10 protein-coding genes and 2 pseudogenes are annotated in these 12,798 nt (G+C 70.4%); 8 read left to right on the top strand and 4 right to left on the bottom strand.

The window, feature by feature from the left end; all coding sequences use genetic code 11:
- The first annotated feature begins 1,026 nt into the window (after window positions 1-1,026).
- The 8 genes and pseudogenes from ABAZ39_RS12845 (at window position 1,027) to ABAZ39_RS12815 (ending at window position 7,442) form a co-directional block, all read left to right on the top strand.
- Window positions 1,027-1,407: a ribbon-helix-helix domain-containing protein gene (locus ABAZ39_RS12845; protein WP_051658006.1), complete on the top strand. Its 381-nt coding sequence runs from the start codon at window positions 1,027-1,029 to the stop codon at window positions 1,405-1,407.
- 422 nt (window positions 1,408-1,829) lie between these two features.
- The gene (locus ABAZ39_RS12840; protein WP_038529901.1) at window positions 1,830-2,807 is read left to right on the top strand and encodes a helix-turn-helix transcriptional regulator; all 978 of its coding nucleotides are present in this window, start codon (window positions 1,830-1,832) and stop codon (window positions 2,805-2,807) included.
- A 21-nt stretch (window positions 2,808-2,828) separates the two neighbouring features.
- Entirely contained in the window at window positions 2,829-3,314 is a 486-nt protein-coding gene (locus ABAZ39_RS33005) for a glycine-rich domain-containing protein (protein WP_051658005.1), read from the top strand.
- A 76-nt stretch (window positions 3,315-3,390) separates the two neighbouring features.
- Entirely contained in the window at window positions 3,391-3,876 is a 486-nt protein-coding gene (locus ABAZ39_RS12830; protein ID WP_081863000.1) for a ribbon-helix-helix domain-containing protein, read from the top strand.
- 208 nt (window positions 3,877-4,084) lie between these two features.
- The gene (locus tag ABAZ39_RS12825; RefSeq protein ID WP_051658003.1) at window positions 4,085-5,620 is read left to right on the top strand and encodes an ABC transporter substrate-binding protein; all 1,536 of its coding nucleotides are present in this window, start codon (window positions 4,085-4,087) and stop codon (window positions 5,618-5,620) included.
- A gap of 14 nt (window positions 5,621-5,634) precedes the next feature.
- Complete coding sequence (locus ABAZ39_RS12820; protein ID WP_038529897.1) at window positions 5,635-6,573, top strand: ABC transporter permease; 939 nt, start codon at window positions 5,635-5,637, stop codon at window positions 6,571-6,573.
- Window positions 6,570-6,713, top strand: a pseudogene (locus ABAZ39_RS37685) (hypothetical protein); the annotation flags it as partial. The gene ABAZ39_RS12820 and the pseudogene ABAZ39_RS37685, both read left to right, overlap by 4 nt.
- A 9-nt stretch (window positions 6,714-6,722) precedes the next feature.
- Entirely contained in the window at window positions 6,723-7,442 is a 720-nt protein-coding gene (locus tag ABAZ39_RS12815) for an ABC transporter permease (RefSeq protein WP_247881586.1), read from the top strand.
- Here the strand turns inward: ABAZ39_RS12815 and ABAZ39_RS33730 are convergent.
- The 4 genes and pseudogenes from ABAZ39_RS33730 to ABAZ39_RS12800 form a co-directional block, all read right to left on the bottom strand.
- A complete protein-coding gene (locus tag ABAZ39_RS33730) occupies window positions 7,366-7,779 on the bottom strand; it encodes a ribbon-helix-helix domain-containing protein (protein ID WP_038529892.1) in 414 nt (137 codons plus the stop codon). The two genes, ABAZ39_RS12815 and ABAZ39_RS33730, sit on opposite strands and share 77 nt — an antisense overlap.
- A gap of 618 nt (window positions 7,780-8,397) precedes the next feature.
- Complete coding sequence (locus tag ABAZ39_RS12805) at window positions 8,398-8,919, bottom strand: hypothetical protein (RefSeq protein ID WP_038529890.1); 522 nt, start codon at window positions 8,917-8,919, stop codon at window positions 8,398-8,400.
- A gap of 467 nt (window positions 8,920-9,386) precedes the next feature.
- Window positions 9,387-9,710 carry a topoisomerase DNA-binding C4 zinc finger domain-containing protein gene (locus ABAZ39_RS37680; protein WP_081863050.1) on the bottom strand — a complete coding sequence of 108 codons (324 nt, stop codon included), beginning with the start codon at window positions 9,708-9,710 and terminating at the stop codon, window positions 9,387-9,389.
- Between the two features lie 653 nt (window positions 9,711-10,363).
- A pseudogene (locus ABAZ39_RS12800) lies at window positions 10,364-12,247 on the bottom strand (UvrD-helicase domain-containing protein); the annotation flags it as partial.
- Between the last annotated feature and the right edge of the window lie 551 nt (window positions 12,248-12,798).

The following is a 12,798-nucleotide window of genomic DNA, read 5'->3' as shown; positions in this document are numbered from 1 at the left end:
CGACGGTTCCAATGGAATGCTGATCCCGAACGGTGATTCGGGGGCGGCCCGGCGTCCACGCCACTGCCGCCGCACGCAACATTCCCTGTGGCGTCGCCCATACGCCGGACCGACGCCCGGCCGATTGCTCCACCTAAAGTCGGGATCACGAAGGTGTTTGGGGAACGATGCGCGACGGTGTCTTGGTCGTGGCGCTCTGGACGTCGAACCGTGCCGCACCGTGTGTGGCGGAGGGGATGCCCATACCCGAGGTCGACGATGCCGCCGGGGGGCATGGGCGGTGTGGGGCAGCGGCGCTGCACCGGCACCGGAACGGCGTGATGCGCATGGACGTGGCGAGGGATAGAAGGGAGACCTCGATCTGGCCAAGGGCATAGGCGTCCTGCTCATGGAAGACGATACGGTTGTCATGGAGGTCGGGACGGCCAACGGCCCCGTGTGCCCACCTTGGGCGGGCACGGTGACGGCGCGCAAGACGACCTGAGAGCGCGTGGCGGGGCACGTCCGCGACCGTGTAGTCCTCCGCGGACTTGGTGAGCAAAGGCAGGGATACCGCAGGCATCACGGACGGCGGCATTGTGGTCCGCGTCGCCGGCGGCGAGGGCGGGACGGCGAAAACGGTCCTGGACGCGAGTCGTATGGCCGTCGCTCCAGAGGTCCCGGCGCCGTTGCGTGGTTCGCCCCGATGCGGAACCGTGCGCAAGCTGGAGACACCGGGCGGTCCAAAGCAATGAGACCGCCATGAGCGCTTCCTCTGACACCTCCGAACGGGGCATCACCCCTTCGGTCGCGCGCCGCTTCTCATGGAAATGGCCCGTCTGCTCGACCGTGCGGTGCGCCGGTGCTCGGGCGGCGTTGGGGGCCAAGCAGGCTTTCACTAAACAGTGCGTTGTGGTGACAGCGTGCCAAGCTGCCTGGCGCGTGGCGTTGAGATCTTAGATTCAGCTTTTCGCGTATTTCTGGGTCCACTTTTCCCGCACTTCGGCCTTCAAGCGGCGGCATGCTCCCGCTGCACCGGAGAACGTGATGCCCACTGGCCTCGCGCGCGTCTGCCGCAACGTTGTCGTCGGTCGCGGCCGGACCAGCCTGCGCCTGGAAACCCTGTTTTGGGTGGCGTTGGATGAGATCTGCCGCCGGGAGGGCACTTCCATGAAGGCCCTGGTGACCAATGTCGAGGAGCGGGGGCGAGCGAGGTGGGACCCCGATGCGTGCTTGTCGTCGGCGGTGCGGGTTTACGTGATGCAGTATTTCCAGATCGCCACCACCGAAGACGGCCACGAGCAGGCCGGTCACAACACCGGCAACCCGTTTGCCGGGTGTCACCTCGACCCGGACCGGCCAAGGCCGGCGTCGCGGACGCATGGCGGCCGGGCCGAGTCGGGACGGGGCCGGCGTTCGGCGCCATAAGGCGGGAGATCCGGGGCGCCGCGTTGGGGCCGCGGCCGATGGGGACGCCGCCACCGGTGTTGATGCCGGTCCTGGCGGCGCTGTGAGCCGCCGCAGGAAAACCCATCGACGTGGGCGCCCCGTTCCCGCGCCGGGTCCGCAGCGGGGCCACCGGTCCCAAAATGCAATCGTGGGTTCGATACATCCCGGGTTATCCTCTTCTTTCGCTACCCGTGCGCGTGTGCGCTGGCCTTCTCACGCAAAAATTTGTTCATGATGCAAGTATTTCTCCTGTTTTACCCTATTTGGGGTATGATCGCGACGAAATCCCAGAGGCAAAGTGAATACAGCGGCATGTCCTTATGATCGAAAGCTCTATGCTCAGCGTTTCAAGCACAGTTTGGCGTTTGATGGACGCAGCGCAAGCGGCTGGAGCCGGGCTGATGCTTTTGGACATGGATGACCGCATTGTCGTGTCGAACGAGATCAACACGCGTCTGTTCAATTTCATCGATTTCGACCGAAAGCCCAGCTACGCCGAGGCGTTTCTCAACTGCATCGCGCACGGGCGCTTCACCGAGCCCGATGCGTACGAGGACCCGCAGAAGTGGCTCTCAGGCGCGCTGCAGTTCCGCCGCGCCCACCGCTTCGCACAGTTCATCAAGTGCTATCCTGATGGGCGGTCTTACATGGTCACGTACGAGACCATCCCGGAGATCGGAAGCTATTTTTCGCGCATCGAAGTCACTGACGTTCTTCGGCAGCAACGGTCGTCCGGAACTCTGTTCGGCCCACAGATTTGGGCCGGCCTGGTGCCGGCGCGAGCAACACTGGTCACCGGCGCGCTGGGCTCGATGGGCGCTGCGGCGGCCGTTGTGACCACAACCGGTCTGCTGGTGGACGCCAACGCCGCGATGACGGGCTTGCTCGCGGGCCGCGACGGGCTGTCCGAGATCGGTGGGCGGATCACCGCCGCCCGGCCCCGCGAACACGACACGCTGTTGCGCCTGCTGGCGGCCACCGTGGGCGCCGAGGGCGAGCAGCCGCTGGTGATGCGGGTGACGCGCGAGGGCGTGGACGCCCCCTACCTGGTCCACGTGTCTCCCTGCGCGTTGCCGTTCGGCCAGGCCCGGGTTGCCCTGGCCACGCTGATCGTCGTGGACCCGAGCGCCGAACCGCAGGTCGCCCCCGGAGTCATGGCGGCGCTGTTCGGGCTCACGGCGGCCGAAGCTCGCGTGGCGGTCGAACTGGGGCGCGGTTTGCGTGTCGAGGATGTGGCGGAGCGCCACGGCACCTCGCCGCAAACGGTGCGCACCCAATTGAAGGCGGTGTTTTCAAAAGCCGGGCTCTCCCGGCAAGTGGAATTGGTTAGGTTGATTTCGCAACTTTCAGCCTTCTTCAGGCCAATCCTGAAGAGATAACCCTCTCAACGGAGCAAGAGAATGCCGGATGGCTCTTATCACTTCACGACGCACGCCATTCGCACGCTGGACCTTTCCTGGCTCGAGGCGCAGCTGGTGCGCCACCACGGCTTCGAGCCCGAGCGCGCCCGCCGCGTCATCGAGCATTACCGGTGCGTTCTGGAGATCGCCGCCGATCATCCGAACCGGGCGATCGCTCCGCCCGCCGGCGCGGACAAGGCGTGGCACGTGCATATGCTGAACAACAAGCGATACAACGAGGACTGCCTGCGCCTGTTCGGCACCGTGCTCCACCACGACCCGGAGCTGTGCGGAACGCCGGCCTTCTGGGACGCGTGGGACTTCACCCGCGAGCAGTTTGCCGCCCGCCTCGGCGTGGCGCTGCCCGCCACGGCGGACGTCAAAGGCGCCGCCCCGGATTTCCTGCCGATTCGCACCGATCGTCCGGGTGGCCCCGGGCCCGACGTCATGCCGGAATACTGCATGCTGGAAGCCCGCGAGCCCTGAACCGAACGGGCAGCGACCGACTCGACCGCCGGGTTCGCGATGGCGAGCCCGGCCCCCCGCCAGGCCAGAGGTGCCCATGCCCCGAAGCAAACCGCGTGCTCCAACGCCAACGACCGGCGTTGGGCCACTGGTGTCCCGCAACGTCGTCATCCACGGACGCCGGACGAGCATGCGCCTTGAGCCCACGCTGTGGGACGCGCTGAGCGAAATCGCCGCCCGCGAGCGCATGACGGTCAACGCGCTCTGTTCGTCGATCCAGGACCGCATGAGCGCACAGTTGGCCGCGCGGCGCGGCCCCGGCGCGGCGCGGCGCGACGGCCCGCCCCTCGACCACGCGCTGGATAAGGTCGGCGCCGCCGCGATCTCGCTGACCGGGGCGGTGCGCGTCCTCATCGCCGCCTACTTCCGGCAGGCGGCCCGGCAGTCCCTGACCGCCGAGCGCCGGCCCGGCGGTGACCTGTTCGAGGGCACGCCCTTCGCCGTCGCGGGCGACGCGATGATCCCGCCGGACCGCAGCTCCCGCCCACGCGGTGAGGGGGGAGCGCCGTCCCAGGCCACGTGACCTGCGGTTCGCCGGCCCCACACCCGCGGCGGGGGAATAAGCTTGGAGAAAATGGGATAGCCTTGGCGATGGCCTGGCTTCAGGATAACCTCTTGGTTGAAGCCTTTCCTAATATTTCGTGGCAGACATGATGTGCTGGGTAACGGGGTGGCGTCGGGGCCTCTTAAGGTTGTGGAGCGGCGCACCGCGCCCGCGCGCGGGAGCCCGCGTGTGGATCATCGCCGGCGCCATGCTTCTCGCCATGCCGCTCGCGGCACGCGCGTCGGCGCAGGTCCTGACCACCAGTCTGCGCGAGGACCTCACCACCACGGATCCGAGCGCCTATCTCGGGCTGACGGGAAGCCGCCTGCTCGGCCTGGTGTACGAAGGCCTGAGCGCGGTCACGCCGGAGGGGCGGATCATGCCGGCGCTGGCAACGCGCTGGGAAGTCTTCGAGCAGGGCCGGCTCTGGCGCTTTCACCTGCGGCCGGGGGTGCGCTTTCACAGCGGCCGGCCGCTGACGGTCGCCGACGTGCAGCGCAGCGTCGAGGCCGTCTTGGCCAGCCGGTCGCCCGGCATCGGCGTGTTGGCCCTGAGCAAACTGGAGGGCGCGCGGGCGTTCACCGACGGCCGCGCCGAACGGCTCGCCGGTTTCACCCCGCTCGACGCGCTGAGCTTCGAGCTCCGCTTCACCGAACCGGTCGGGACCTTTGCCCACCACCCCCTCCTCATTTTCGACAGCGGCGCCGAACGCGAGGGCGGTGCGGGCTGGTTCGCCCACCAATCCGGCGGAACCGGTCCGTTCCGGCTCGATGGCTGGACGCGTGGACGTGAGGTCACGCTGTCGGCCAACCCGGACCACTGGGGCGGCGCGCCACCGGTCACCGGCCTGCGCTTCCGCCTGCTGCCGGACGTCGAGACGGCCTTGCGGCTGTTCGACACCGGAACGCTCGACTTCGTGTCTGTGCCCGAGTCCGCGCTGCGCCGCGTCCTGGCCGATCCGGTCTACCGCGAGAGGGCGGTGGCGACGCCGCGCGCCCAGGTGCGCTATCTCGGCCTCAACCAATCACTCTACCCGCCGTTCCGCGATCGCCGCGTGCGCGCGGCGATCGCCCACGCCCTGGACCGGGCAGCGGTGGCCCAGGGCCTGTACGGCGGCGCGGCGCACGCCGCGGCCGGGCTGGTGTCGCCTGGCGTCGGCGGCCACACTGACGGCGTCCTGGACCGGCCCTACCGTCCGGACGAGGCGCGCCGGCTGCTGGCCGAGGCCGGCTATCCCGAGGGCCGCGGCTTGCCGCCGGTGGAGCTGACCGCTCCGGAGTCGGCGCGCGACGAGGCGGCCTACTACGCCGACCAGCTGCGGCGGGTGCTCGGCCTGCCGGTGCGCGTGCGCACCCTGGAGCGCGCCGCCTTCGGCAGCGCCGCCAACGCCGCGACCCTGGGGATGTTTCTCAGCGGCTGGACCGCCGACTACCCTGATGCGCTGACGTATCTGGAACCGATGTGGCACAGCCGCAGCCCGTACAACCAGTCGTGCTGGCGCGACGAAACGGTCGACCGCTGGATCGACGAGGCGGTCGGCACCGTGGACGACGCCGCGCGCCACCGGCTGTCCCAAGCGATCGAGCAGCGCCTCCTCGAGGAGGCCGCGGCGGTCCCGCTGCCGGTCCCCATGAACGTTCTGTTGCGCCACGCAAGCGCCGCGGCGGTTGCGGTCGACCCCTTCGGGTTCCTGTCGGTCGGCCCACGGCGCCGCGGGCCGTGACGGGGACAGAGGCCATGGTGGGCGCGCTCGTCCGCCGGCTGCTCGGCGCCCTGGTCACGCTGGCTGCCGCGGCGGTGCTCGCCATCCTGGCGTTCCATGCGGCGCCCGGCGACCCGGCGAGCGCGCTGTTCGCGGGAGGTGCGGCGCCTCCGGAGATGGCCGAGCGCCTGCGCGACGCCCACGGGCTGAATCGCCCCTTGGCAGGCCACCTCGCCGCCGCCATGGCCAGCCTGCTGTGCGGCGACGCCGGCACCTCGCTGCGCTATTGGGGAACGCCCGTCACGGCGATCCTCGCCGACGCGTGGCCGGTGACGGTGGCGCTCGCCACCGGGGCGCTCGCGCTGGCCCTGCCGGCGGGAGCGGCCCTCGGCCTTCTGGCGGCGCGGCGGCGCGGCGGCCGCGGCGACGTCCTGCTCGGCGCCGTGCTCACCGCGTTCCTGTCGCTTCCCACGATGGCCATGGCGACGGCGCTTGCCTGGCTTCTCGCCGTGGCCTGGCCGCTGCTGCCGCTGGCCGGTTGGACCGGTCCGGGCAGCGCGGTGCTGCCGGTGCTCGTGCTGGCCGTGCCCGCGACTGGCTACCTTGGGCGGGTGACGCGCGCGCTGACGGCCGAGATTCTTCCGCAGGACCACGTGCGCACCGCCCGCGCCAAGGGCCTGCCCGAGCACCGCGTGCTCCTCGGCCACGTTCTGGGCAACGCCGCCGGGCCGCTGGCGGCCGCGGCCGGACTGGTCTACGGCGCGCTGCTGGGCGGTAGCTTGGTGGTGGAAACGCTGTTCGCCCTTCCCGGCATGGGGCGTGTGGCCACGGAGGCCATGCTGGCCCGCGACTACCCGGTCGCCCTCGGCGCCGTGCTCGCCCTGACCGCCGCCACCACGTTGGTCACCCTCGCCAGCGACCTTCTGGCCGCTTGGCTCGATCCGCGCCGGTCGCTGGACGCCGGAGTCCCGTGAGCCACGCCGGCGCCGTCCCTCTGGGCGCGTGGCGGCGGTTTCGCCAGCAGCCCGGCGGCACCGCCGGGCTGCTGGTCACGCTCGCGCTGATCGCGATCGCGGCGCTGGCGCCGGCGCTGGCGCCGTACGATGCGGCGCACACGGACCTGGTGCGGGCGTGGGCCGCGCCGTCGCCGGAGCATTGGCTCGGCTGCGACGCCGTCGGGCGGGACGTGCTCAGCCGCCTGATCGTGGGCTCCCGGGCGTCGCTCACCACCGCCACGGCGGCGGTCGTGTTGGCCACCGCCCTCGGCGGGGGGCTGGGGCTGCTGGCCGGGACGATCGGCGGCTGGACCGACCGGCTGGTGGTCCTGTTGGTCGACCTCGGGCTGGCCTTTCCCAAGCCGGTCGTGGCCCTCCTGCTGACCGCGGCGTGGGGCCCGGGAGAGCCGGCGCTGGTGGTGGCGCTCGGCATCGCGGCCAGCCCGGCGATCGCCCGGCTGACCCGCGCCCAGGTGATGGTTGTGCGCGCAGAGCTGTTCGTTCTGGCCGCGCTGGCTGGCGGGGCAACGCCGGGCCACGTTCTGCTGCGCCACCTGCTGCCGGGCAGCCTGCCGGTCCTGGCGGCGTCGGCCGGGGCCGCGCTGGGACAGACGATGCTCGCCGAGGCGGCGCTGAGCTTTCTCGGCCTCGGCTTGCAGGAGCCGGCGGTGAGCTGGGGAGGCCTGATCCGCGACGGCTTGCCGGCGTTGCGCACGGCACCGGTCCTGGCGCTCTCCGCGAGCGCCGCCGTGTTCGTCGCGGTCGCGGGGGTCAATGCCGCGGCGGACGGGGCGCTGGAGGCGCTGAATGGCCGGGCGGTTGGCTCCAGGCACCAAGCGTCGCCATGAGGTGGCACGTGTGTACGGCGTTGGCCCTCGGCTCACCCGGGGTGGCGGTCACCGGCGGCGCGCGGCGCCCCGGCGCGGTGGCTTCCGCCGCGGCCAGGGCCGTGCGGAAGTAGGCGACGGTGAAGACGCGCAGCGCTTCGGCCAGCCAGCGCGCCTGGGATAGGCCCACGGACGCGGGGTCCTGGAGCCGGCGCGCCCGGTCGGCCACGCTGGCGCACAGGTCGTCCAGGCTCATGCCTTCGCGCCGAGCGATGCCGGCGAGGTCGTCCCAATAGGCGTCTTCCAGCCGCACGGAAACTGGGCGGCCGCGGACAAGAACCGTGCGGCTGGTGAGCATGCGGATCGCTCGTAATTGAACAGTGCACTTGCATACGAGCATAACATTGAGGGTATTTCAAGTGTCGCACTAACCCAAAAAGGGTAAGAGTTGCCTATTAATTCGTCAATTTTGCTGTGTTTTTGAGGGGGCGGTGTTGTAGACGTGCGGGGCAGGGTGGCTCATCGTTCCGCGTCGTGGCTGGGGGACCGCTGACACCGTCTTCCAACCAGCGAATCGGAAGCGATCCGCCTCCGCCTCCGCCAGGGCCGCAGACGGCACGTTCCTTGTGGCGAATCACGACGGCGACGGTTCCTCGCTCCACGGAAAGGCCTGTCCGCTGGGCAGGGGATCGATGCGGTCAGCCTCGGCCAACGCCCGCGCCGCCCAGGCTTCCAGGCGGCCCCCGGCGCCGGCCGTCCTGCCGGCGCCATGGCGGCCCGGACCGCAGCGACATATGAGCGGATCTCACCCGCCTGCCGGTGCGCGGCGGCGTCGCCCAGCAGGCGCTCGACGCGCGCCCGTTGCACCGCGGCCTGCCGGTCCCGCTCACGGCGCTCGGCTTCCTCGTGGTGCCGCTGCTCCGCCTTCTCCCGCTCGGCCCGGCGCTCGACGAGCCCGGCGTGAAGACGCTCGGCATCACGGCGGTGGCGCACTTCGCCCTCGACCATGATGGCCACGGCGATGGTCCCCACGTGGGCCCCGATCGGGGCACCATCGGCGTCCCGCCACCCCCGGGCCCGATCCGCCGTCGCCCGCGATCGTCAACGCCAACGTCTCGGTTGTCTTTGGGGTGGGGAGGCCTGGCCTCGTCCGCGGGCTCGCCGCGATGCGCTCGAGGACGACGGGGACCGAGGACTGGCCAACCTGGACGCGCCCGTCGCGTCCGGCACGGTTCAGGCTCGGTTTGCCGCCGGCCCGCCCCAGCGCCGGGAACGGGCCGTTGAGGAGGCGCAGCCGCCGTTCGAGCGGCGTGTCGAACGTGGGGGCGTCCAGGATGGACGGGTGCGCGGCCCGCGCCCGCTTCTCCAGCCGCGCCTCGTCCTCGGCCAGCAATTCGGCGATCAGCCGGTGTGGCCGGTCGAGGGCGCGCGGAACGCTGACCTTGCCCAGCATCGCCTGCACGCGCGCGGTCAGCGCCGCATCGCCCTCCTCAAACACCGGCGCTGGCGTGCCCGGGGCTCAGGGTGCCAGCGGGCGACGGCGCACCGGATGGCCGACGCGCGTGCGGGCCCAGTGGCCCGGCTCGGGGACCGGGATGCCGGCCGCACGGCCCGCCTTGGCGAGCGCCACGCCCAACATGCCGAAGCGCGGCGCTAAGGTGGAGAGCGGTTCCGACTACACGAGGTGATAGTGCAGGGCGCGGGTGAAACGACGGGTCATGGCACACCTTTGGAATGCCGGCCCCAGTGACGACAACGCCCCCTATTTACGGCGATGCGGCTCGGCAACGTCGTCGCGGCACACGCCGGGGGTGCGCCACCCTCACCGCACGCGCGGTGTGCCCCGGGGGCCTGCGGGCATGGCCGATGGGTTCGGCGGGGGCTCCGCTGTTCTTGCCCGTGGCCCCGCGGAACGGCCCGTTCCGGTGCTGGCAGTCCTGCCGATGTGGTTCGGCGCGCGAGGCTTCATGGGTGGCGCGGCGGGACCGGCGCCGGTCGGAGCGGCGGCCGCGCCGGACCAACGTTTTGCGTGTGGGGGCAACCCGGCCAGTTCGAGCACCCTAGGAACGGTCCATGCCTGCCGCTCTTGAGCTGGAGCCAGCCGTCACATCGCGGGCACTCCGCGACCGGCTGGCCGCAGTCCAGGCACCGGACGCTTCCATCGGCGCTGACCGGCAGGCCGGTGCCGCAGTGAGGGCAGGCATTCTGGGTGTGCCCGCAGTAGGGCCGGTTCGAACACCCGTAGAACGTCCCCCGTGCGCCGTCGCGGCGCTGCAGTCTCCCTTCCACGCACCGCGGGCAGGAAACCTCCGGCGCCGGCGGCCGGCCGAACACGGTGAGGTCGTCGCCGTCCTTGAGCAGCTCACGGATGAACGGCGAGGGCTGATCGCCGTCCGCGAGGAGAAAGACCCGGCGCTTGGCGCGGGTAGGGCGACGTAGAGAAGGCGCCGCTCCTCGGCGTTCGGATAGCCTTCCGGGGCCGCGAGCACGAGGTCCAGAATCGGATCGTCGGCAATCTCGGTGGGAAAGCCGAATCGCCCGGTCCCCAGGCCCAGCACGATTGCGTAGTCGGCCTCCAAGCCTTTGGCGCCGTGGACGGTCATGAAGGAGAGGCGCAGGCCGGGGTGCTCGCGCGCCAACGCGTCCATGTCCCGAGGCTGCGTGTGCCGATAACGCCCAAGCAGCAGCACCGTCGCCGTCTCCCGTATGGTCGCTGTCTCGGCGGCGATCGCCCGCAGGGCCTTCCGCAGCAGGTCAGATCCTTCGGCGCCCGGGAGCCCGATGTGCACGCAAGGCCCGTTGGCCCGAGCCACCGCGGTGACGTCTTTGCGGAGTTGCGCGGGGTTTTTGAGGACGAACCGCGTTGCCGTCGCGGCGATGCGGTCGGCGCAGCGGAACGTCGTGCCCAAGTCGACGCGGGCGCTCGCGCCGAACCGGTCCGCAAACCCGCGCATGACGGCGATGTCCGACCCGGCGAAGCGGTAGATCGCCTGCCAATCGTCGCCAACGGCGAACAGCTGGTTGCTGGGCGACTGGTCCAGGAGCGCCTTCAACAGGCGCGCCCGACCCGGCGAGATGTCCTGGAACTCGTCCACGAGGATGTAGCCGAACGGGCTCGTGTAGCGCCCCGTTTCCACATGCTCCGTCGCCTTGAGGATCATGTCGTGGAAATCGATTTGCCGCCGCGCGGCAAGCCAGCCCTGGTACCGCTCGAAAATGCGTCCGAACACGGCGAGGAACGCCTCGGCCCGTGGACGGTCGGGCCGCGCCGCCGCCCGGCGGGAGGTCTCCGCCAGCGTGACATGTCCCCCTTTGAAGTGCTGGAGAAAGGTCGCGACCAAGCGCGTGAAGGGGCTGACGCGGCCTTGGCTCTCCAGGATGGCGAAGACCTCCCCCGGTCGGATCGGGGACAGAGCGACGCCGTGGGCGGCCAGTTTGGTGGCCAGATTGTCGGTCAGCCGGCCGGCGGCCTTCTCGTGGCTGAAGGTCTCGATCAGGACGGTGCCGCGGTCGGCGTGCAGGCGCCGCTTCCACGCCATGGAGCGCCGGTACTCCTCGCGGTCGATGAACGGCGGCGTGTTTCCCGACGCGGACAGCGCGAAGTGCTCGATGTAGATCCCGGCGTCCGGCAGATAGAAGTCCGGCTGGTACTGCCGCCGGTCGGGGGTGGCGGTTTCGTGCTCGTAGGGGCGCTCGTACTCGTAGGGCACGCCGTTGAGGAAGAGAAAGTTGGCGATCTCGCACTCTTCGAAACTCTTGAGCTTTTCGCCTTTGAGCGAGCGGATGTCGTTCGCGCGGATGTAGCTCCAGTATTCGCCGTGGTTGCGGAACTCGCTGGCGCTTTTGTACGGCGCGAAATGGCTTTGGAACCACGTCACCATCACGCGCGAAAACGCCGGGTCGGCGAGCAGGTCAGCGACGATGCTCTTCAGCAGATCGAACAGGGCTTTGTCGTCCTCCGCGACCGTGGCCAGCGTGGGCCGCTTGCCCTCGGCCTCGCCGATGATGGCCATGCCGAGGCCGTGGAACGTTCGCACCGTGAGGCCGGAGGCGACCGCGTCGCCCAGCCGCTTGCGGATCCTCTGCTCCATCTCGGCGCGCGCGTCCGTGGCAAAGGCCAGCATCAGCAGCTCCGCCGGTGGACGATAGCGCTTCCACACCAGCCAGCCCGCTTTCGCCACGATGACCGAGGTCTTGCCGCTGCCGGCCGCGGCCACGACCAGAGTGCGGTCCTCGTCGACGACCACTGCCCTGCGCTGCTCGTCGGTGAGCGGCTTGGTCTCGACGCGGTCGAAGAAGTCCTTGGACCGCGCGGGCTCCTTCACCACGAAGGCCGCGTTGGCGCGCGCCCGGTGCCCCTCGGGATCGTTCAGGAAATCCCGGATCGCCCGGAGGGCGCGAACCTCGTCGCTGTCCGGAACGTCCTTGGGCAAGGCGGCCGGCAGGCTTGCGATCGCCGCGCGCGCGTCGCGCTCGAGAGCGGAAAAGACATGATGCGCCATGTACCGCGGCGGATCGGCAAGCTGCGCGATGCGCTGGCGGACGGAACGGAGCGCCGCCGCCCGCGCGCTCAGGGCGCGCGTCCACCACGCGACCCGCGCGGCCTCTCCCGCGTTCGCAAACCCACGGGCGTCGCGCTGCGCCACGCCGGAGAGGACGTAGTCGCGAGCCCCGGCGCGAAGCCGCAGGTTGGCCCAGAGCCACCCGACGTCCACCGCAATCGCCTCGAGTGTAGCGACGGGGACGGAGACCTCACCGGTCGCAAAGACCAGCGTCATCGTCTCCCCGTCCAGGGTTGCGGCCCGCGCGTGCGTCGGGCGGAGCACGGCGAACAGCACGGACGCCAGCGTGGTTCGGGTCACTCGTGACCAGGGTTGGGAACTCGGGTGGCGGCCGGGCAGCAGGCGCACGGGAATGAACGCTCCTTGGCAGAAGGTGCCAAATGATACCGGCGCAATCGGTCATCAACAACTTGCGCGTTTAGGTGGTTCCATGTGGTTCCAGCGCAATGGCGTGCGCAGGCTGGTTGGAACGGCAGGTGATCCGTTTCGGCATGCCGCCGACGGTGTCGCGGCCCCGGCCTCAGCCTTTCGCGGCGCACGGTTGCGGAGTCGCCGGGACCCTGCTCAGCGGCCTGATGGTGCCGAGGAGGCTTCGACCAGCGGCGATTGGGCATGGACCGCGGGCACCACCAGCCGTGATCTGGAGCGGGGCGCACCCGAGACGAGTGGTCCTACGCGGAATTGGCAAGCAAGGAAGGACACATCGTGCATCACCGTCGAATGGATCGTGTTCCGCGTCACCATCGGTGATGGCAGGGCGGCGAATCCAGTGCTGGAGGTGACCCGTCTGGCCGCCGCTCCCCGGAACCCAGAAC

It is taken from the genome of Azospirillum argentinense (genome assembly GCF_000632475.1).
Classification (GTDB): domain Bacteria; phylum Pseudomonadota; class Alphaproteobacteria; order Azospirillales; family Azospirillaceae; genus Azospirillum; species Azospirillum baldaniorum.
Note: the sequence above shows the minus strand (reverse complement) of the source record. Positions and strands in the feature narration are given on the sequence as shown.